Origin of the sequence: Acinetobacter soli, assembly GCF_000760595.1 — a bacterium.
Classification (GTDB): Bacteria; Pseudomonadota; Gammaproteobacteria; order Pseudomonadales; family Moraxellaceae; genus Acinetobacter; species Acinetobacter soli.
Genome location: NZ_BBNM01000003.1, coordinates 92,074 through 113,588 on the forward strand (window position 1 = coordinate 92,074; position 21,515 = coordinate 113,588).

15 protein-coding genes and 4 tRNA genes are annotated in these 21,515 nt (G+C 44.2%); 12 read left to right on the forward strand and 7 right to left on the reverse strand.

Annotated features, from left to right (window positions below; translation table 11 throughout):
* Window positions 1–34 precede the first annotated feature (34 nt).
* The gene (locus Aso01_RS04880; RefSeq protein WP_039910036.1) at window positions 35–943 is read right to left on the reverse strand and encodes a DMT family transporter; all 909 of its coding nucleotides are present in this window, start codon (window positions 941–943) and stop codon (window positions 35–37) included.
* Window positions 944–1,101: 158 nt separating this feature from the next.
* On the opposite strand from Aso01_RS04880, the gene Aso01_RS04885 reads away from it, so the two are divergent.
* The 11 genes from Aso01_RS04885 to Aso01_RS04935 all read left to right on the forward strand — a co-directional run bounded on the left by Aso01_RS04885 (window position 1,102) and on the right by Aso01_RS04935 (window position 9,785).
* Window positions 1,102–1,962: a LysR family transcriptional regulator gene (locus Aso01_RS04885; RefSeq protein ID WP_004936290.1), complete on the forward strand. Its 861-nt coding sequence runs from the start codon at window positions 1,102–1,104 to the stop codon at window positions 1,960–1,962.
* 221 nt (window positions 1,963–2,183) lie between these two features.
* On the forward strand, window positions 2,184–3,527 hold the full coding sequence (gene argG / locus Aso01_RS04890) for an argininosuccinate synthase (RefSeq protein ID WP_004936287.1): 1,344 nt from the start codon (window positions 2,184–2,186) through the stop codon (window positions 3,525–3,527).
* Between the two features lie 189 nt (window positions 3,528–3,716).
* Window positions 3,717–4,751: a dihydroorotase gene (gene pyrC / locus Aso01_RS04895; RefSeq protein ID WP_004936285.1), complete on the forward strand. Its 1,035-nt coding sequence runs from the start codon at window positions 3,717–3,719 to the stop codon at window positions 4,749–4,751.
* Window positions 4,736–5,401, forward strand: a complete 666-nt coding sequence (gene rnt / locus Aso01_RS04900; RefSeq protein ID WP_004936280.1) for a ribonuclease T — start codon at window positions 4,736–4,738, stop codon at window positions 5,399–5,401. The genes pyrC and rnt overlap by 16 nt, the downstream gene beginning before the upstream one ends.
* Window positions 5,402–5,419: 18 nt before the next feature.
* Window positions 5,420–5,495: transfer RNA gene (locus tag Aso01_RS04905), tRNA-Glu, on the forward strand.
* Window positions 5,496–5,801: 306 nt separating this feature from the next.
* Window positions 5,802–5,877 (forward strand) — tRNA-Glu (locus Aso01_RS04910).
* A 126-nt stretch (window positions 5,878–6,003) separates the two neighbouring features.
* The gene (locus Aso01_RS04915) at window positions 6,004–7,419 is read left to right on the forward strand and encodes an amino acid permease (protein WP_004936274.1); all 1,416 of its coding nucleotides are present in this window, start codon (window positions 6,004–6,006) and stop codon (window positions 7,417–7,419) included.
* Between the two features lie 133 nt (window positions 7,420–7,552).
* On the forward strand, window positions 7,553–8,461 hold the full coding sequence (locus Aso01_RS04920) for a lipase family protein (protein WP_004936271.1): 909 nt from the start codon (window positions 7,553–7,555) through the stop codon (window positions 8,459–8,461).
* Between the two features lie 103 nt (window positions 8,462–8,564).
* A complete protein-coding gene (locus Aso01_RS04925; protein ID WP_004936269.1) occupies window positions 8,565–9,449 on the forward strand; it encodes a hypothetical protein in 885 nt (294 codons plus the stop codon).
* 160 nt (window positions 9,450–9,609) lie between these two features.
* Window positions 9,610–9,685 (forward strand) — tRNA-Glu (locus Aso01_RS04930).
* 24 nt (window positions 9,686–9,709) lie between these two features.
* Window positions 9,710–9,785 (forward strand) — tRNA-Glu (locus Aso01_RS04935).
* 99 nt (window positions 9,786–9,884) lie between these two features.
* On the opposite strand, the gene Aso01_RS04940 is transcribed toward Aso01_RS04935, so the two are convergent.
* From Aso01_RS04940 to Aso01_RS04965, 6 genes are all read right to left on the reverse strand, one after another.
* Window positions 9,885–11,129, reverse strand: coding sequence for an NADH:flavin oxidoreductase/NADH oxidase family protein (locus Aso01_RS04940; protein WP_004936266.1), 1,245 nt, complete (start codon window positions 11,127–11,129; stop codon window positions 9,885–9,887).
* 102 nt (window positions 11,130–11,231) lie between these two features.
* Window positions 11,232–12,815, reverse strand: coding sequence for an ABC transporter ATP-binding protein (locus Aso01_RS04945; RefSeq protein WP_004936263.1), 1,584 nt, complete (start codon window positions 12,813–12,815; stop codon window positions 11,232–11,234).
* Window positions 12,793–13,803, reverse strand: coding sequence for an ABC transporter permease (locus Aso01_RS04950; protein WP_004936261.1), 1,011 nt, complete (start codon window positions 13,801–13,803; stop codon window positions 12,793–12,795). Before Aso01_RS04950 ends, Aso01_RS04945 begins: the two co-directional genes overlap by 23 nt.
* Complete coding sequence (gene yejB, locus Aso01_RS04955; protein ID WP_004936257.1) at window positions 13,803–14,870, reverse strand: microcin C ABC transporter permease YejB; 1,068 nt, start codon at window positions 14,868–14,870, stop codon at window positions 13,803–13,805. Before yejB ends, Aso01_RS04950 begins: the two co-directional genes overlap by 1 nt.
* 15 nt (window positions 14,871–14,885) lie before the next feature.
* On the reverse strand, window positions 14,886–16,712 hold the full coding sequence (locus Aso01_RS04960) for an extracellular solute-binding protein (protein ID WP_227265146.1): 1,827 nt from the start codon (window positions 16,710–16,712) through the stop codon (window positions 14,886–14,888).
* Between the two features lie 40 nt (window positions 16,713–16,752).
* Entirely contained in the window at window positions 16,753–19,962 is a 3,210-nt protein-coding gene (locus tag Aso01_RS04965; protein ID WP_004936251.1) for a LysM peptidoglycan-binding domain-containing protein, read from the reverse strand.
* A 211-nt stretch (window positions 19,963–20,173) separates the two neighbouring features.
* Here Aso01_RS04965 and dnaQ point away from each other — a divergent pair, with 211 nt between their 5' ends.
* Entirely contained in the window at window positions 20,174–21,508 is a 1,335-nt protein-coding gene (dnaQ, locus tag Aso01_RS04970; protein WP_004936248.1) for a DNA polymerase III subunit epsilon, read from the forward strand.
* The last annotated feature ends 7 nt before the right edge of the window (window positions 21,509–21,515 follow it).

Sequence of the window (21,515 nt, forward strand, 5' to 3'; positions counted from 1 at the left end):
AAACAGCCCTGCTGTACAGAGCTGTTTTTTGAGTTTATTTATGACTCTGAATGGCAGCAAGTCGCTGTGAACCCAGCTTTAATGAGCTCACCACAATGCCTAAACATATGCAAATCGCACCCAATACAATATTCATGGTTAAAGGCTCATGCCAGATTAGCGCACCAAAGCACAAGCTCAACACCGGAATACTCATAATCGAGATTGAAGCAACAAAGGTATCGACCTGACTCACAATCCAGTTCCAAAGTACAAACGCAAATCCTGTGCCAACAATTGCAATATAGAACAAGATTGACGCATTCAATGGATCTAGCCAAACATTCAAATCAACAGGTTCCCATGCAAGTGCACCAGCGAGTAATACCACAGCCCCCAGAAGCAATTGCCAAATCGTCAACTTGATTTTGTCATACTCGGCAAATTCTTTCTTAATGTATACCGTCGCCGTGGCCCAGAAGAAACCCGAACTGATTAACAGCAACTCACCCACCACCGACAGATTAAATTGAATGTGTTTAAGCTGCGGCCACATGATCGCGATCAGCCCTGTCACACCCAGTATCAGGCCCAACGTTTTTTGGAAATTCAAGCGTTCATTCAGTAAGAAATGCGCCAAAACACCTACAAAAATTGGCATGGTAAAAGTCAATACCGCCGACAATCCTGAGTCGACAAACTGCATGGCAAAGGTTTGGGTCGCATAAAATCCAAAACAAACCAAGACACTGAGTACAATCATTTTTCGCCATTCATGGCGTGCAGGCAAAATCGAACGTTTCAGTAAAGCCTGTACCAATATCAGGGTTAGGGCAGCCACAATCAAACGTGCGGAAATAAATAAAAATGGAGGAAACACCTGTAAGCTGTGTTTGACCAATCCCCATAATGATCCCCAAACAAGGCACAACAGTGTGATGGCACTGATGACTCGAATATTCACGTTTTCACCCATTTCACAACAAACATGCGTCATTATAGAAAAGAAATGACATCATGAATAATGTTATGTTTTAATATGAGCATCATTTTTTTTAATACCTTATTGTATTCATCTCTCTAAAAATACATCTTAGGTTCTTTTTGATGCGGAGTTCGGCCATGAATATTGATATTAATGATATCCGATCCTTTGTAAACGTAGCTGAACTCAAAAGCATTTCGGCCGCTGCACAAAAAATGAATTATTTACAATCCAACATGACCGCAAAAATCAAAAAAATTGAGAGTCACTATAATCGTCAGCTATTTATTCGCAAACCCAAAGGGGTTGAACTGACCGAATCTGGCATGCAGTTATACACACAGTACAAAAAAATGATGTTTACTTGGGAAGAAACCGAAAACAAGATTCAACAGCAAGACTCCACTTTACGTTTTGGTACCAATACCAGCTTGGGTGGAATGCGTTTTTATCCTGCATTTAATCAGTTATATAGTGCCTATCCCGATTTGGCACTGACCATGAAAACTGGATCGACCGGTTTTATTGAAGATGAAATTTCACAAGGCCATCTCGATTTTGGTTATGTGTTGGGTCATCCCAAACACAAGCATCTTCAGTACCGTTTAAAGGAACAGGATGAACTGGTGATTATTGGTAAAAATATGATCAATCATGAATCTCTAGACGATTGTCTTGATCATCAAAATATTCTGCTGGCCTGTGAAGAATGCTGCTATGCCACTACACTCAATAAAATTTATACAGAGCGTAATTTAAGCCAAGGCGAATTGGTTCATATTTATGATTATCAAGCACTTATAAATTTTACACAATTGGGAATGGGTGTTTCCATGATTGCAAAATCTTTGTTAAAAAAATACGACATCCAGTATTACAAAGAGCTTCCAGATCAATATCGTAATATTGGACTCTATTTGGTTGCACGGCATGATCACGTATTCACCCCGATTGAAAAACAGTTCATCGAGTTAAATGAATCTCTTGAGGTAAACTAAAAATCTGCATAGGTATAATGTGGCTATTATAAAATATCGCGAGCAGCCTGCGCCGCGCAGCCTTTGCTGCCAGCCTTCTAAGCGAAAACATAATTTTGTTTTTTTTCAGATGGTCGAGTGAATTATCGGAAAAAATCAATAAAAAAAAGTGCTACAATACCCGCCATTGTGAATTCTCATGACCATCATTTTAGGTCTTTTTATAAACGTTAGGATTAGTAATGACTGATAATGCAACCATTTTGCAGCATGTACCTGTAGGCAAAAAAGTGGGGATTGCCTTCTCTGGTGGTCTAGATACTTCAGCTGCTCTATTGTGGATGAAACAAAAAGGCGCTGAACCATATGCATATACAGCAAACCTAGGTCAGCCCGATGAAGATGACTATGATGCGATTCCAAAGAAAGCTGAGCAGTACGGTGCCGTTAAAGCTCGCCTGATCGACTGCCGTTTGCAGCTTGCACTTGAAGGTATTGCAGCAATCCAATGTGGCGCATTTCATATCAGCACTGGCGGTGTACCTTACTTTAACACCACGCCACTTGGTCGTGCGGTTACTGGGACCATGTTGGTCACTGCCATGAAAGAAGATGATGTCAATATCTGGGGCGACGGCTCGACCTACAAAGGTAACGATATCGAACGTTTTTATCGTTATGGTTTGCTGACCAACCCGAACTTAAAAATTTACAAACCTTGGTTAGACCAAACCTTTATTGACGAACTAGGTGGCCGTGCAGAAATGTCACAGTTCCTGATCGATAATGGTTTTGACTACAAAATGTCGAAAGAAAAAGCATATTCGACCGACTCGAACATGCTAGGTGCAACCCATGAAGCGAAAGATCTCGAATACCTTGATGCCGGTATCAAGATTGTAGATCCGATCATGGGTGTTGCGTTCTGGAAAGATGACGTTGAAATTCAGCCTGAACAAGTCAGCATTACTTTTGAAGAAGGCATGCCAGTTGCCCTCAATGGTCAGCGTATTGAAGATCCGGTTGAATTGATTCTTGAAGCCAACCGTATTGGTGGACGTCATGGCCTAGGTATGTCGGATCAAATTGAAAACCGTATTATCGAAGCAAAATCACGCGGTATTTATGAAGCACCGGGCATGGCGCTTATGCATATTGCTTACGAACGTCTGGTGACGGGTATTCACAACGAAGATACCATTGAACAATACCGCATCAACGGCTTACGTTTAGGTCGTTTGTTGTATCAAGGCCGTTGGTTCGATTCACAAGCATTGATGCTGCGTGAAACTGCACAGCGTTGGGTTGCAAAAGCCATTACGGGTACGGTGACTTTAGAATTACGTCGTGGTAACGACTACACCATCATGAACACTGAATCTGCAAACCTAACCTATGAAGCAGAACGCTTAACCATGGAAAAAGGTGATTCGATGTTTACGCCAATGGACCGTATTGGCCAGCTGACCATGCGTAATCTGGATATTACCGATACACGCGCAAAATTGGGCATTTATACTAACTCGGGCCTGCTCTCGATTGGTCAAGGCTCAGCTGTACCACAATTAGAGACTAAAACGAAATAATCGTCTGAAATCTCAAATAAAAGCTGTCACCTGACAGCTTTTATTTTTTCTGCACGCATCAACTTTTTGATTAAAAATCCGCTTAGATGCAGTTACTTGAAGCAATTTGAGGTGAATTGTAAGCATTTCCTGTTACCATTTTCAGGGCTTTTGCATTATCATCTGTTTTATTTTGCAGCTTGAATTCCCTTGGATACGATTACTCTTCTGCAGCCAGACGATTGGCATGCGCATTTACGTGACGGAATCGCACTTCAACGTACTGTTCCAGATTTAGCTAACCAGTTTGCTCGCGCGATTTGTATGCCGAACCTTGTCCCACCTGTAAAAACAGTGGATGAAGCCTTGGCTTACCGTGAACGAATCATGGCGCATGTTCCAGAAGGTGTTCATTTTGATCCGCGTATGGTGCTGTACTTTACCGACCAAACTCCAGCGAGCGAAGTCAAAAAAATCAAAGCTTCCGAATTTGTAAACGCGATTAAGCTTTACCCAGCAGGTGCAACCACCAATTCAGATAATGGCGTAAGCGATATTCGCAAAGTCTATGCTGTAATTGAGCAAATGGAAGAGCATCAGGTACCACTATTACTACATGGTGAAGTCACTCACAACCATGTGGATATTTTTGATCGTGAAAAGCGCTTTCTAGACGAAGTATTATCTCCGTTACTCAAACAGTTTCCAAAACTTAAACTGGTACTCGAACACATTACCACCAGTGAAGCCGCGCATTTTGTTTTAGAACAAGACCGCAACGTAGCTGCCACCATCACGCCACAGCATCTGCTATTTAACCGTAATGATATGCTAGTTGGTGGGATCAAACCGCATTTTTATTGCCTCCCAATTTTAAAGCGTCAAACGCATCAACAAACCTTGATTGAAGTGGCTACTAGCGGCAATCCAAAATTCTTTTTGGGTACCGACAGCGCACCACATTCGAAAGATGCCAAAGAAAATGCATGTGGTTGTGCAGGTTGCTACAGTGCACCGACAGCCATCGAATTATATGCACAGGCATTTGATCAGGTTGGAAAGATTGAGCGCTTAGAAGGGTTTGCCAGCCATTTTGGTGCCGACTTCTATGGCCTGCCACGCAACACCTCGACCATTACCTTGGTTAAAGAAGATCAAGTGATTCCAGAGCAACTGGACTATCTTGAGGGTGAAAAAATTATTCCACTCTATGCAGGTAAAACCATTCAATGGAGAAAAGTGTGACTCAAGAAACCTCCACTCTTCCTGTGATTGGTCAGCGTTTTCGTGGTTTCTTGCCCGTTGTTGTCGATGTCGAGACAGCGGGTTTCAATGCGCATACCGATGCGTTGCTTGAAATCGCCTGTATTCCAATCGTCTATGATGAAGCCGGTCAATTTGTACCGGGTGAAGCCTATCAGGCCCATATCAATCCATTCGAAGGGGCAAATCTTGATCGTCGTTCGCTCGATTTTATCGGGATCGATCCGTTTAATCCGATGCGCATGGCCATGGCAGAAGATGAACGTTCAGCGCTCAAGCGTATATTCAAGTCGATTCATGAAGTGCGTAAGCAACAGCAGTGTACTCATGCTGTACTGGTAGGCCACAACGCACATTTTGATTTGGGCTTCTTGCAAGCTGCAATTGCACGTACCAGCACTAAAAATCAAAATCCGTTTCATAGCTTTTCGGTATTCGATACGGTGACCTTAAGTGCAGTTACGTTCGGACAAACAGTACTGGCCAAGGCATGTATACAGGCAGGCATTGAGTTTGATGGCAAGGAAGCACATTCTGCGCTATACGATACGCAAAAGACAGCCGAACTGTTTTGCTATATTTTAAACAAACTCTCTCCTCATCTACTTGACACACTCGTGGCGGATCAATAAGATACCGCCATCCTCAACGTCCCTATCGTCTAGAGGCCTAGGACATCGCCCTTTCACGGCGGTAACCGGGGTTCGAATCCCCGTAGGGACGCCATCTTATTTTTCTCTCTTGCATTTTCTTTTATACTGTTTACCTGTGCTCAAACCGAGACATGTCATGCTGAAAAAGATTTTGATCGCTATACTCATTTTATTGCCTTCTGCGCTTTATCTTTATATCGTGCATGACGCACCTAAGAAAACTTCGACTGAACAGTCACCTACCAACTAAATTTTAAAAACTGCCTAATATTCATACAATTAGCTATTTTTTATTCACTTAATCATATTTCTGCCTTTTTCTTTGCAATGCAAATTGACAGCACAGATGAAACTTCCTATTATACGCACACCTCGCAACGTCCCTATCGTCTAGAGGCCTAGGACATCGCCCTTTCACGGCGGTAACCGGGGTTCGAATCCCCGTAGGGACGCCATCTTATTTTTCTGTTGTATTTCTCTTTTTGCTTGTCTCACTGTCTATTCTTTGACTCATGCTGCATTGCACATTTCAGTTTTTTCACTAAAATAGCGCTTTCTTTCATCTTGAAGCGATATTGTCTATGCTGCCGCCAGACTCTACAGACCAACAAGTACTCAGCAGTGCTGCTCCATTAAAACGTGCCATGAGTACTCGTCATTTGGTCATGCTGTCGTTAGGTGGTGCGATTGGCACAGGCCTGTTTTTAGGCTCAGGCGAAGTGATTACCCAAACAGGCCCGATTGGCGCTGTGATCGCCTATATGCTGGGCGGTTTGATTGCATATATGGTCATGCTGTGTTTGGGTGAGCTTGCCGTACATATGCCAGTGTCTGGGTCATTTGGTGCCTATGCCAAACGCTATATCGGGCCAGGCACAGGATACATGATTTCGTGGTTATACTGGCTGACATGGACAGCCACGCTAGGTACCGAATTTACTGCCGCGGCATTACTCATGCAAGAATGGTTTCCCCATATCTCGATGTGGATCTGGACCAGTGTTTTTGCAATCACCATTTTTGCACTCAACCTCAGCTCAACGCATATTTTTGCCGAATCTGAATTTTGGTTATCGCTGGTGAAAGTGCTGACCGTGATCGGCTTTATTATATTGGGTCTATTGGCCATTTTTGGTCTGATTCATTTTGAGGGCTATCAAACCGCACCACTGTTTAGTAATCTCACCAGTCATGGTTGGTTTCCTCAAGGTCTGATGCCTATTTTTGCGACCATGCTGATTGTTAACTTTGCCTTTTCAGGCACAGAATTGATTGGCGTTGCGGCAGGTGAAACTAAAGATCCGGCAGTCAATGTACCCAAAGCAATTAATGCAGCCATCTGGCGTTTGCTCATTTTCTTTGTGGGCACCATTGTGGTCATTAGCGCACTGTTGCCTTATCAGGCAACTGGCTTAGGCAATCATGGTGTGAGTAATAGTCCGTTCGTGACGGTATTTCAATATATTGGTATTCCGTATGCAGACCATATTATCCGTTTTGTGATTATCACGGCGCTGCTATCGGCTGCAAACTCTGGTTTATATGCTGCTTCTCGTATGATGTGGTCGCTTTCGAGCCAAAAGCAATTACCGTCTATTTTCTCTAAGCTCACCACCAGTGGTACGCCAATTATTGCCCTCATTGTAACGATGTTTGGTGCGATACCGGGACTATTGTCTGAGCAGTTTGCACCAGAGACTATCTTTAAAAATTTACTGGGCGTTGCGGCATTTACCATGGTAATTGTCTGGATGAGTATTTGCTGGAGTCAGTTCAACTTTAGACGTCAATGGTATAAAGATGGCCACAGTGTATCTGAACTCAAATTTGCTGCACCGCTGTTTCCAGTTTTACCGATTCTTGGATTTGTATTTTGCTTGATTACTGGTTTAAGTATGGCGCTTGATCCTGAAATGCTTCCCGGTTTTATTGGTTGTTTGATCTTTGTGGCGGGTTGTTATTTAAGTCACTACATATTTTACCGTAATCAAAACTAAAGCGGTTAAAAGGTACAATACTCATTGGAAAGTGTAGCAAAATCGCTACACTTTTTTTATTTAGATCACTGGTTTAGCGCATCATTCTTCTGTAGATTTTAAGTCAATATAAGAATAAATAAGCCTGATCACGATGAAAATTGTATTTGTTCATGGCGCCCAGCAACAAAAAATGGATGCCTCACAGCTTCAAGACTACTGGTTGAATATCTTTCAACTTGGGCTGAATCATTCTGCAAAACACATCGAACTCGATACGCTGGATATCTCCTTTCCTTATTATGGTGATTTACTGTTTAAGCACATGCTCAGTTTTAGTACTGAGCCGATCAATTTACTTGGAGATACTTGGCAAGAATGGCATCTGCCTTTTTTACTTCCAGATGAATCTCAGCCTGTAGATGACAGCCAGCCGCTCATTTCACTCACATCTGACACCGACGAAGAACTTTCATTTACTTCAAAACTTTATCTTTTTTCACATTTAGCCAAAGATCGCGTACTTAAAGAATTTGTAGTGCTGCTCAACAAATTTCCCAAATTACATGAAAGCGTGATTCAAAAACTGATTATTGAGGCGTATTTATATCTGGCGAGTCCAGACTTTATGCAGGATGTACACAAGCGTATTGCATCTGCCTTTGACAGCGACGATGAGTATATTATTGTGGCGCATTCTCTGGGTACAGTCATCGCGTACAACCTATTACAGCAATTGCCTCACATACGCGTACAACGCTTTATTACGCTTGCTTCACCACTGGCCTTTCAGGTGATTCAATCGAAGCTCAACATGCCAGTAGAACGTCCTAGATCGCTTATAGGAGATTGGCACAATTTCTATTCGCAAGAAGATTATCTCACCACCTTTCCTCTCGATCAGGCACCATTCGATTTTCATCCTCCAATTGAGAATCAATTGATTTCAACCTTTGTCAATCGTCCGCACGAAATTATTGGCTACCTACAACATCCTTCCGTCATTGAGCGTATTGTAGAACCGCTTTATCCAGATCCGGCGCTTTATCTGGATTACGGTTAATAGTAGTGCCAGATTTTGAATCAACACTTCAACTCAACAAGCCACACAAAGCGCTACATTTTTTTGATGTAAGCTCAATCTATAGGCCATAAAAAGTATCACTATGCATATTGTGTTTATTCATGGTATGAATCAGCAGCAATTGAATGCACAGAGCCTACGTAAGCACTGGCTCAGCGTGCTCAAGCATGGGCTAAGCCAGAATCATTTGTTGTTTCAATTCGACTCACATCAGTTGCATTTTCCTTTTTATGGCGATTTACTGACCCAATTTCATTTAAGCAATCGCCTTGACCTCGATACCTTTTTACCTAAATCACTGCTCTCACTTCACTTGCCTGCTCATCTTCATATTCCCTCATTCGCCCTTTTTAAAGAAAAACAAACCAGTGGGCATGCATATCTATTTGATTTAGCAATGATAAAGAAGAAATTGCTTGATGAGAGCTTGACTGCAAAAGATCAATCTTTAAAAGAACTGATGATACTTCTAGATCACTTTCCAACATTACATGAAGAGCTAATGCATACATTTCTGATCGAAACTTATTGTTATTTAGCAAATCAAAGCTTCATGCAACGTGTTCATCAACGTATACGTATTGGTATTCCTGTTCAGCAACCGTGTATTATTGTGGCGCACTCTTTAGGATCGGTGATTGCCTATAATCTGCTACGCCAAATGTGTAATATCTCGAATATCCAAGGCTTTATTACACTTGGCTCCCCTCTGGCGTTTCGTGTCATTCAGCAACACCTCATACAGCCGATCAGTTACCCCGAATGTCTACATGGTGTATGGCATAATTTTTATTCTCACGATGATTTTCTCACAGCGTTTCCACTTGAAAAGCCCCCATTCGATTTTGATCCACCTATTTTGAATCATGAAATTTCGACATCGAGTGCACATCCACATGAGATTTTTGGTTATTTGCAAAATATTGAGGTGCTCAAAGCACTGATCGAAAGTTGTCAGAGCCGCTAAACGATATTCAGCTCAAAATTCATTCATTATGTTTGATTTTTTGATTCAAAATAAATGAAACGCGGTATTTTTAAACACTCATCGCTAAATTACAGTTTTTTTTAGGAAAACAGTTTGACAGACTCAGGAATTAAACCTAATATACGCCCACCTCTGAAACGTCCCTATCGTCTAGAGGCCTAGGACATCGCCCTTTCACGGCGGTAACCGGGGTTCGAATCCCCGTAGGGACGCCAATTTCAGATACAGCCTCACTATAAGTCCCTATCGTCTAGAGGCCTAGGACATCGCCCTTTCACGGCGGTAACCGGGGTTCGAATCCCCGTAGGGACGCCAAATTCGATCATTAAGATCATAAAAAAAGCCTCACAAAATGTGAGGCTTTTTTTATTTTAGGTTTTAAATCTTAATTAGACCTAAAACCCTTAAAATGACTTATGCAGATTTTCTCGAATTCACACGTCCCTGAATGACCGCTTTAATATTGCCTTTGGCATAATTTAGAAAGACCAATAAAGGCGATAGTTTTGGATTTGGCGTTTTGCCTTTTCCAATGGTTTTAAACTGCGCGGCGTACCAGATAATTTCCATAATGGCCATCTTATCAACAAAAGGTAAGCCAGTTTTAATCGGTTTCACTGCATATCTTACATCCTGCCCTGCAATAAGACGCTGCGTCAAATCAGGCTCTACTGCAAATGGGCGCGCAATCCCGATAAAATCACATGCACCACTTTTTAAAGCTGCATTCATTCCCTCAACTGTACGAAAGCCACCAGTCACCATGAGTTTGCATGACACATGCTGACGAATTTTTTCTGCAAAATCTAAAAAGTAAGCTTCACGTGCAATGGTACTGGCTTTACGTTTATCTGCTTTTACTCCGGCCATTGCGGGTGCTTCATAACTCCCACCAGAGATTTCAATGATATCGATACCCGCAGCATCAATTGCCTTAAAGACAGCAATCACATCCTCTTCTGTAATACCGCCACGCTGGAAATCTGCTGAATTGAGTTTGACTGAAATAATGAAATCTTCAGATGTGGCCGCGCGTACCGCACGGTAAATTTCAAGCAAGAAGCGCATACGGTTTTCAATGCTGCCTCCCCATTGATCTTGGCGTTTATTGGTGAGTGGCGATAAAAACTGACTGATCAAATAACCATGCGCACCATGTAGTTGCACGCCTTCAAAACCTGCTTGCTCACACACGGAAGCTGCTTTGGCAAAGCGCTGTATAATCTCTTCAATTTCGTCGTGGCGAAGTTCACGCGGTGTTGCAAAGAGTGGTGCCAATGCGGCGCTAAATGGCACTGCCGATGGTGCTACGGTTTCTTTGTTTAAACCTTTTGGACACTGACGCCCCGGATGCGAAAGTTGAATCAGCTGCACCATGCCATACTGTTTACCAATTTGTGCCCAGTGCTTAAGCTGAGCCAGATCACGTTCATTTTCAATGGCCACAACGCCTGGCTCATTCTTGGCACGAATATCAACCATCACATTACCCGTTATGGCACAACCCAACTCACCTTTGGCCCATGCTTCATAGAGTCCGTAATGTAAGGTATTTGGCTGACCTGCCTCATTGGCCAGTGCTTCACTCATCGCACCTTTGATAATTCGGTTTTTAAAAGTGGTATTGCGTATTTTAAGTGGCTCAGCGATTTGATTCATGACATTGCTCGGCAAGTTGTATCTGTTTTCTTATCAATTTAGTTTAAACAGGCCTACTGTCAAGCCAAAACCGACAAACTGACAACATATATTGTCAAATTATTAATACTGACTGGCTTGAATCAACTGCCGGGTATAGTCCGTTTGTGGTGAAACAAATAAAGTTTCAGTGTCTTGAAATTCCATCACGGTGCCATGCTTGAGCACCATCACCTGCTGGCAAAGCGCCCTGACCACTTGTAAATCATGACTGATAAACACATAACTGATGTGTTCATCTGCTTGAAGCTGGCGTAGCAACTTTACAATCGCGCGCTGTGTGGTGCGGTCTAAGGCTGAGGTCGGTTCATCCAGCACAATCAGTTTTGGCTGAAGTATCAACGCTCTTGCTAAAGCGATACGTTGTCGCTGCCCGCCAGATAACTGATGTGGATAACGATGCTTAAACGCTGGTGTTAGCTCAACCTTTTCAAGTGCAGCATCGATCAATGCTTCTCGCTCATGTGCGGCAACACGCTTTAATGCCAGCCCCTCTCCAACAATTTGTGCAACATTCATTCGTGGATTCAGGCTACTAAACGGATCTTGAAATACCATCTGGATCGATTGACGAATAGGCCGCAGTTGGCTTTCTTTCAGTTGATTCAGATTTTCTCCAAGAAATACAATCTCGCCATCACTTTCAATCAATCGCGTAATCGCCAGTGCCAGTGTGGATTTACCCGAACCACTTTCTCCCACAATCCCAAGGGTATTGCCTTGTTGAAGCTGAAAACTCAGCGGTGCCAGTGCACTAAAGTAATTTTGAGTTCGCCAGAATAATCTGTTTTGAAGCGGATATTTCACCGAAAGATGATGAACGCCTAAAACTTCTTGATCAGATGACATCGGAAGCGCACGTCCAAAGTCGTGATCTAGCAGATGACGTGTATAAGCTGTTTGTGGTCGCTCAAACAATTCTTTCGCTGTAGACTGTTCTTCGACCCGACCTTGATTCATTACAATCACGTCATCGGCATAGCGTTTTACCAAGTTCAGATCGTGACTGATCAAGATCAATCCCATACCAGATTGGCGCTGCAATGACTTGAGCAAATCCAGAATTTGCGCTTGTAAGGTCACATCAAGCGCTGTGGTGGGTTCATCGGCAATCAAAATTTCAGGCTGTTGTGCCAGTGCCATGGCAATCATGACGCGCTGGCGTTGCCCGCCAGACAGCTCATGCGGATAACGTCTAAGCTTTTGCTCTGGCTCTGGGATTCCCACATTATTGAGCAATTCAATCACACGCGCACGAACACGTGCTTTTGACCAGCCACGAAGTCTGAGCATTTCACCCACGATTTTTTCAACTCGATGCAGCGGATTCAGTGCAGTCATAGGTTCTTGAAAAATCATGGCAATTTTACTGCCCCGAAGCTGCTGTAACGCTTGAGTTGTGAGCTTAAATAAATTCTGATCGTGAAAATGTGCAGTGCCCGAAATTTGAAGCTGCTCTGGAAGTAAACCCAATAAAGCCAGACTGCTAATCGATTTACCAGAGCCACTTTCCCCCACGATTGCCAAGGTTTGCCCAGCGTGTAAGTCGAAGCTTAAGTCATCGACTAAAAGCTGATGAGCATCTAGCGCAATGCGTAAATGCTCAACCTGTAATAATGGAGTATTAGCGTCTTGGGTCGAATGCATCACGCGTGGCCTCTCCGACATAAATCAATAATGACAAAACCAGCGCCAGCGTAAAAAAGCCAGAGAGCGCCAGCCACGGTGCATTGAGATTATTTTTCCCTTGTAGCAGCAGTTCTCCCAATGATGCAGCATCTGGAGGTAAACCATAGCCCAAAAAGTCCAGTGCCGTTAGCGCAGTAATATTGGCAGTAAGCATAAACGGCAATTGGGAGAGGCTTGAGCTGATGGCATTGGGTAAAATATGCCGGAAAATGATGGTCCGATCAGCTACGCCCAAAGCACGTGCAGCGCGTACATAGTCAAAATTTCGAGCGCGCAAGAATTCAGCCCGCACCAACCCCACCAATGCCGTCCAGCCAAACAGCAGCATGATCACAAATAACCAGTAGACACTTGGGGTAAACATACTGACCAAGATCATGACCATAAACAGCATGGGTAATCCGCCCCACACCTCTAGCACCCGCTGACCAATCAAATCGACCCAGCCACCATAATAGCCCTGTAGTGCCCCAATCAAAATTCCGATAAAGGCGGCACAGAGAGTCAAGGCAAATCCAAATAAAAGAGACACGCGCAAGCCATATAAAATACGCGCCAATACGTCACGGCCCTGATCGTCTGTCCCCAGCCAGTTTTGCTGCGACGGAGGCGATGGCACAGGCACAGCCAGCTCCAGGTTAGGCGTTTGATATGAAAATGGAATCACAGGCCAAAGTGCCCATCCATCACGATCGATGAGTTGCTGTACGGCTGGATCTTTATAATCTGTTTCGGTTTCAAAGACCCCGCCAAAAGTTGTTTCTGGATAGGACTGGATCACTGGGAAATAATAGGATTGTTGATACTTCACCACCAAAGGTTTGTCGTTGGCAATTAATTCAGAGAAAATCGCCAGTACAAAAATCACTGCAAAAACAATTAAGCAGATAAAACCTAACCGGTTTTGTTTAAAACGTGCAAGACGCTGCTGCATCACTGGAGACATTATTTTGCTCCTCGCGCGTCGAAATTGATTCTTGGGTCGATGATTTGATACAGCACATCACTGACCAGTCTGAGCAGCAGCCCAAGTAAAGTAAATAAAAACAACGTGCCAAAAATCACTGGATAATCGCGCTGCGTAATCGCTTCAAAACCCAATAAACCAATCCCATCTAAATTGAAAATAATTTCAATAAACAGGTTTCCCACAAAGAAAATACCAATCAATGCTTCAGGTAAACCCGCAATCACAATCAGCATGGCATTTCGAAAAACATGCCCGTATAAAACCCGCGTTTCACTTAAACCCTTGGCGCGTGCTGCCAGCACATACTGCTTTCCTAGCTCTTCCATAAAGGCGTATTTGGTTAGATAGGTCAAGCCTGCAAATCCACCCAACAACATGGTGGTTAAAGGCAATGCCATATGCCAGAAATAGTCTTTTATTTTATTGAGTAAACTCAAATTCTGAAAATTTTCCGAAACCAGTCCTTGCAGTGGAAACCACTGAAAATATGAACCGCCCGCAAAAAATACGATCAACAGCACTCCAAATACAAAAGTAGGTACCGCATAACCAATCGCCAGCAAAATAGATGTCGACTTATCAAAGATTAATCCATGCTGGCGTGCCTTTCGAATGCCAAGCGGAATTGAAATCAGATAAATCAGCAAAGTACTCCATAACCCCAAAGAAATGGTGACCGGCATTTTCTCAAACAGTAACTGCGTAACAGGTTTATCTTTAAAAAAACTGGTACCAAAATCAAGACGCAAATATCCGTTCAACATCAGCCAAAAACGTTCTGGTGCAGACTTATCAAATCCATATTGCGCCTTAATTTTTTCGACCATTTCGGGCGTCAGACCACGCGCACCCTGATAATGGGTATCTGTACTGACAGAAGCAGTTTCTCCCCCGGTTTTTACACCTGAAAAACTTTCTGCCTGCTGAATAGCTTGCTCGACTGGTCCACCCGGTGCAATTTGCACCACGACAAAATTGATCAATAAAATCAGAAACAATGTCGGAATAATCAAGAACAGACGTTTAATAATATAAGCACCCATGCGCATACTCCTTGATTATTCTTGTTTACGCAAATAGCGGGCAACACGCTGTGCTTTTTCAGGATTGGACCACCAGTAATCATAACCCACCGATAACGCTGGCTTCACTTTAGGGCGTTCATACATGTCCCAGTATGCATACCAGTTACCCGCTTTTCCATAGGTCAAAATCTGGTAATAACCAGCCCGAAGCAACCGATCCAATACCTTGGTACTGGCCACCAGCTCATCTCGTGAATTGGCATGAATCACGCGCTGAATCACCGCATCAATGACAGGATCCTGAATTCCAGAATAATTATAATTTCCAACCTGATTGGCCGCTGCACTTCCCCAAAATTGCGCCTGCTCATTGCCCGGTGTTAAAGATTGTGGCAAGGCCATTGTGGTTAAATCGAAGTCATTGCGGCGCATGCGTTCCACATATTGTGGCGTATCGACCAAACGGATATTCACCGTAATGCCCAAGCGCTTTAAATTGCGAACAAAAGGCATTAGGGTGCGCTGTAAACTGTCCTGATGAATCAATAGCTCAAGCTGAACAGGACGTCCCTGTTTGTCTTTTAAAGTCTGATGCTGAACCGTATAGCCTGCCTCAATCAGTAACTGTCTTGCTTTAAGCAAGCTATTACGATTAAAGCCACTGGCATCGGAAACAGGATAACGCCAATTGGCCAAAACACCCTCACGCACAATCGGATCAAGTTTGGGCAAGAAAGGCGCTAGAATTTTTTGCTCTGCCGCAGATGGCGTTCCTGTTGCAGCCAGTTCACTGTTATTAAAATAACTCTGTAGACGTTGATATTGACCATAAAACAAAGCTTTATTTTGCCATTCAAAATCGTAGGCATAACTGATGGCACGTCTTAACTTGATATCGCTTAAAGGTCTGTGCCGCGTATTCATGACAATACTTTGTGTCGTCATGGGATTACGGTGCTCAAAGACATATTTTTTAATCATGCCGGACTTAAACGCCGGGAAGTCATAGCCTGTCACCCACTTACGCGACATAAATTCTTCATGCAAGGTGTATTGGCCCGACTTAAACCCCTCAAATGCAATGTCTAAATTACGATAATAGACATATTTTAAGCGATCAAAATTGTAGCGCCCCTGATTCACGGCTAAATCTTTAGCCCAGTATTTAGGATTACGTTTGTACGTAACACTTCGGCCCGGATCGATGCGCTCAATCAAATAAGGCCCCGACCCTAAAATCGGCTGGAGCGTGACTCGAGTGAAGTCCTTATGCTGCCAGTCTTTTTTTGAGTAAATGGGTAGGCTGGCCAAAATCATCGGCATTTCAAGATTACTTTTGGACTTAAAACTAAACTTGATGCGGTACTTCGACAGCACCTCGGTTTTGGCCAGATCTGCAATGTACATTTGCAGGCCCGGATTGGCCTTGGTTTGATACGTATCAAAGCTAAATTTGACATCTTCGGCAGTCAGAGGAGAGCCATCACTAAAACGTGCTTGCGGATTTAAATCAAAAATCACGAAGCTTGGGTGCTGTTGATCAAAGGTGGCCGTTTTAGCCAGCAGGGGATACATCACCCCGGGTTCATCTAACGAGCTAGACATCAAACTGTCAAAGACATAATTAATACCGTCGGTCGAACTGCCCTTGCCATTCATGCTATTCAAATTATCGAAGGTGCCATTACTCGACTGAATTAAGATTCCGCCTTTGGGTGCCTTGGGATTGGCATAAGGCATGTGCGTTAGCGCTTGATATTTGGGTTGTGTACGAATGGCGATATAAGGTGTGGTGGTAACGGCGGCAAAACAACTTAAAGAAAAAACACCAAGCCCCAATGCGAGGCTTAGTGCTTTCATTACATATGCATTCTTGGCGTGCATTTATCGTCCAGTAAAGTTATAGATTGGGAACCTTAATCACATCTCCAATACGAAGTGAACTTGAAGGACGTAAATCATTTAGATCGGCCAGTTCAGCCAATGCCATGCCATACTTACTGGCAAGTCCAATCAGGGTATCACCGCGCTTGACCTTATACTCCGTGATCGTTTTTGGAACTTGTAAGGTTTGACCACGCTGTAAGCTCGCGCGGGCACTCAAGTCATTCAAATCGGCCAGCTCTTTAGATGACATGCCTAAACGACTGGCAATACTATTAAGCGACTCACCCGACTTGACCGTATAAGATTCGGTTTTGGTCGAGGCTTTGGCATTGGATTTTGCTTTTGGCTCGGCTTTGGCACTGACTTGTTTTTCAGTTTCACCGCTTAATTTGAGCTTTTGTCCTGCTTGCAGGCCAGAACTGCGTAGACCGTTGAGCTTCATCAAATCATTTGCATCGAGGTTATAACGGCTGGCAATGGCGCCCAGCGTATCACCCGATTTAACGGTATAGACCTCAGGAGCAGCCTGCTCCGCAGATTTCTTGCTTGAGCTTGATGGTACATCGCCCGTGAGTTTTAGCTTTTGCCCAACGCGAAGCCCTGCTGTACGGTTTAATCCGTTCAGCTCTGCCAAGTAATCCAGTTGTAAATTAAATTTACTCGCTACCGCATTTAAGCTATCACCCGATTGAACCATATATTCTTCAGGTGTGGTCGAACCAGCCGGAATCTTGATGCTTTGACCAGCTCTCAAGCCAGAAGCAGATTTCATATTGTTTAGCTCAAGTAACTCACTCAAGCTCGTTTTTGTAGCGCTGGCAATACTCGATAAGGTTTCACCGCGCTGTACTTTATAGCTTTCGGTTTTAATCGAAGGAGCATTTTTGCTTGCCTTGGCCGCTACACTGCTCTCTTCCTCGGCAACTTCGTGCAATGGAACATTAATTTTCTGACCAATATATAAATTACTTCCTGCATTCAATCCTGTGGTCAGATCCGCTAGTTCCTGATTAGAGAGTCCATAACGATCTGCAATCTGTTTGAGATATTCACCACGTTTTACAGTGTAGAGTTTGGTTGGCGTGCGTTTGGTGGATTTCGTATCGCTATTGTGCTTTGCCGAGGCTGTCGTAGTATTGCCTTTTTTCTCTTTTAAGCTTAGTTTCTGGCCCACAAACAAACCACTGGTAACACTTAGCTCGTTTAGATCGGCCAATTGCTTAACACTCAAACCGAACTGTTCTGCCACTGCGGTCAGGCTGTCATTGGCTTTAACGGTATAGGTATCTGGAATCGTCTCGGTTTTAGAAGCAGATTCTGCTTGTGGTTTGGCATCATACAAATACAGTGTAGTGCCTGCATACAATGTACGATTCGGATCGATCTGGTTCCAGTTTGCAATGTCGCGCCAGCTCACACCGTTTTTCATGGCAATGATGGCCAGCGTATCGCCTGAAACAACCGTATAGGTAGAGCGCTTTCCTTTCGGCTGAACCACAACAATATCGGTATCCGTTTTGATATACGGCTTATTGCTATTACGCTGTACATCCTGATCGCTGGCACTGACGGTTTCTGCCAATGCTTTCGGATACGCAAATTCTTTGGTGACTTCTTTGCCTTGCTGATCGGCAACAGATTGACTGGTCTGAATCGCGGTGAGCTTAATCTTACCATCTAGCGGATCGACAATTTGAGTGCCTTTCGGTGCCAATGCAGAAAGCTCGGCAACCACTTGATCTTTTTCTGCTTGAGTTGGTTGTGGCTCCAACGCTTGTGCAACGGTCTCCTTCTGACCTTCAGAACGAATCGCAGCAACAATATCAGCACGTTCGGTTTTTGAAATTGGTGGTTCAGTAGTCACAGGCTTCACATTGGCTTTTTGTGTCACTGCAACTGGAATACGCGGTGCACTCGGTACATCAGCACTCGCAGCAAAAGCAGCCAGTTCGTCTGCACCACGCGGGGTACTGATACGGCGCGTGGTTGTTGAAGCGACTGTAGTGGTCGTATTCTTTACCGCTGGCTTGGTGTTACTGGCAGTCAATACAGGGGTGGTCGAGGTGGTCACCGAGGACGTCCCTGTACTTCTTGGTGTTGTAGTGACCGTGACAGACGCTGGAGGTGCTGCGGTATTCGCGGCCCACATACCAGATGACGATGAAGGTTTTAACGCTCTGAGTTTGGTGTCAATCGATGGGCTTAAATCGGCCGGAATCAAAATCCGCATCGGGCTGGCCGGATCGATCACATCACCCCGGTAACCTGGGTTAAGAGCATATAGCTCGGTACGGCTTAAACCGGTTACCGCTGAAATTTGATTGAGGTCTACCGGACCACTTAAGGTGACTTCACGAAAGTGCGGACGATTGGCAATTGGCGGCAATGACACACCATATGCTTTTGGATTTTTAATAATCTGAGCCACCGCAAGGAACCGCGGTACATAGTTCATGGTTTCCGCAGGCAGTTTCAGCGACCAGTAATCGGTTGGTAAGCCTGCCGCCTGATTTCGGTTAATGGCCTGTTGAATACGTCCCGGTCCGGCATTATAAGACGCCAGTGCCAGCTCCCATGAGCCAAACTGGTTATATAAACTGCCTAAAAACTCATAAGCTGCACGCGTCGACTCAACAACATCACGGCGGCCATCGTAGAGACTGGTTTGACGTAAGCCGTAAATACGGCCGGTACTTGGGATAAACTGCCATAGTCCTGCCGCCGCCGCACTACTGGTCGCAGCTGGATCGTAAGAACTTTCAATGACCGGCAACAGTGCAAGCTCGGTCGGTAAACCACGGCGTTCTGCTTCTTTTACGGTGTGGTATAAGTAGCGACTGGCACGCGCACTCAAGCGGTCTAAATAAGGCTGACGCGAAATAAACCAGCTACGCTGTGCTTCAATACGTGGGTCCCAATGGGTTTCGTCCATCTTAAATCCGACGGTCATGCGTTTCCAAACGTCACCGTGCTTTAAAATTAATAGACGGTCGCCCTCTACTGCTCGCATGTCGGTCGCCGAGAGTAAATCTTCTAAAGAATCCAAGCTGCTGGCATCTAAAAAGCCTGAACCCATTTTATGCGTCGATTTGCTGTGTGTTTTTTCTGGAGTTGAAGAACATCCGGCTGTAAGACCTATGGCTGCGATTGCAGAACCAAGAACCGTATATTTGAAAAGTGAGGCGACTGAAAAAGGCCACATCATTGTGGTAGATTTATACATATAGATGTTCCAAACAACTCGCGTAAAGTTTAATTCTTTAAATATGCCATTGTAGTGAAGCATGCCGTCGAGACAAGGCAATAATTTAGCGTGATTTGAGTGGAAATGTTACAAGAAATTAAAAAAACACCCCTTAGAGCGCAGAGAATCGCTTCGTTTGCGTATACAATACCCATTGTTTCCTTTGTTTTACGTGTCGAGTCTGGTTCTTATGTCACAAACAATCACCCTTTATGTTGATGGCGCCTGTAAAGGCAATCCCGGCTTAGGTGGCTGGGGTGCGTATATCATTACCGAGCAAGGTGAGCATAAACTGTGTGGTGGCGAGCCAACCACCACCAACAACCGCATGGAACTGACCGCTGCAATTGAAGGCATTCGTTTTTGTCCACCAGATGCCAGCTTGATTATTTGGACCGATTCAAACTATGTCAAACAAGGCATTACCGAATGGATTCATGGCTGGAAAAAGAAAAACTGGAAAGACGTTAAAAATCCTGATCTTTGGCAGGCACTTGATGCGATCTGTCAAGGTCGTCAAATTGAGTGGAACTGGATTAAGGGTCACGCTGGCCACGCAGGAAATGAAATGGCCGATACGCTCGCAAACCAAGGGGCAGCCCAGATCGCCGCTGAGCTTCACACTCAATCTAAAACCACTGAAGACACTAAAAAAAAACCTGAAAATGACTGGTTGCTCGACGATCCGTTCGGTTTTGACCTCGATCAGGTAGAACCTGAAGAGAATATTGAGGCAGACGACGAGTCAGAACTCGACAACATACCGAGTGAGTCCGAGCAAAATCAGGTTCACCCGTTTATTGTTGTCACGCCTGCAAAGGTGCATGCACAAGGCCCGCGCCAGCTCATTCTAGATACCGAAACCACAGGTTTTTATTATCAAGATGGCGATCGTATTATTGAGGTCGGTGCGATCGAAATGATCAACCGTAAACTGACGGGCAGCTCGATTCATATTTACATTAATCCAGAGAAGCCGGTAGGCGATTCGGTTAATGTCCACGGGATTACCGACGAGTTTCTTGCAGATAAACCCAAGTATGCCGAGATTGCGGACGTACTATTTGAATATCTGAAAGGTGCAGAGATTATTGCACATAACGCCACCTTCGATATGAACTTCCTGAATATGGAGTTTACCCGTGCAGGATTACCTGCATTGTCTGAGGTGTGTACAGTCACCGATACCTTGGCACTGGCCAAAAATAAGCATCCGGGGCAAAAAAACTCACTCGATGCCTTGGTCAGACGCTACGAAATTCCGGCAAGAGACCGTACGTTCCACGGCGCGTTACTCGATGCGGAAATTTTGTCGGATGTCTATTTGGCCATGACCGGTGGTCAGGTTTCATTTGATATGGATGCCCTATCACAAAGTGAAAATGAGCAAGGTCAGTCAAAACGTGCACGTGTCGATTTTCAGCTTCCAGTGATTCAACCCTCCGAAGAAGAATTGGCACGTCACAATGAATGGGTTCAGCGCTACGAAGAAAAAAATGGGGCCGCCTGCTTGTTTGCAAAATAAAACCCAA

Bases quoted from the DNA above. Each gene is read 5' to 3' on its own strand.
- Aso01_RS04885 (WP_004936290.1), top strand. From the start codon at position 1,102: ATGAATATTGATATTAATGATATCCGATCCTTTGTAAACGTAGCTGAA.
- argG (WP_004936287.1), top strand. From the start codon at position 2,184: ATGACTGATAATGCAACCATTTTGCAGCATGTACCTGTAGGCAAAAAA.
- rnt (WP_004936280.1), top strand. From the start codon at position 4,736: ATGGAGAAAAGTGTGACTCAAGAAACCTCCACTCTTCCTGTGATTGGT.
- Aso01_RS04915 (WP_004936274.1), top strand. From the start codon at position 6,004: ATGCTGCCGCCAGACTCTACAGACCAACAAGTACTCAGCAGTGCTGCT.
- Aso01_RS04920 (WP_004936271.1), top strand. From the start codon at position 7,553: ATGAAAATTGTATTTGTTCATGGCGCCCAGCAACAAAAAATGGATGCC.
- Aso01_RS04925 (WP_004936269.1), top strand. From the start codon at position 8,565: ATGCATATTGTGTTTATTCATGGTATGAATCAGCAGCAATTGAATGCA.
- Aso01_RS04940 (WP_004936266.1), bottom strand. From the start codon at position 11,129: ATGAATCAAATCGCTGAGCCACTTAAAATACGCAATACCACTTTTAAA.
- Aso01_RS04945 (WP_004936263.1), bottom strand. From the start codon at position 12,815: ATGCATTCGACCCAAGACGCTAATACTCCATTATTACAGGTTGAGCAT.
- Aso01_RS04950 (WP_004936261.1), bottom strand. From the start codon at position 13,803: ATGTCTCCAGTGATGCAGCAGCGTCTTGCACGTTTTAAACAAAACCGG.
- yejB (WP_004936257.1), bottom strand. From the start codon at position 14,870: ATGGGTGCTTATATTATTAAACGTCTGTTCTTGATTATTCCGACATTG.
- Aso01_RS04960 (WP_227265146.1), bottom strand. From the start codon at position 16,712: ATGAAAGCACTAAGCCTCGCATTGGGGCTTGGTGTTTTTTCTTTAAGT.
- Aso01_RS04965 (WP_004936251.1), bottom strand. From the start codon at position 19,962: ATGTATAAATCTACCACAATGATGTGGCCTTTTTCAGTCGCCTCACTT.
- dnaQ (WP_004936248.1), top strand. From the start codon at position 20,174: ATGTCACAAACAATCACCCTTTATGTTGATGGCGCCTGTAAAGGCAAT.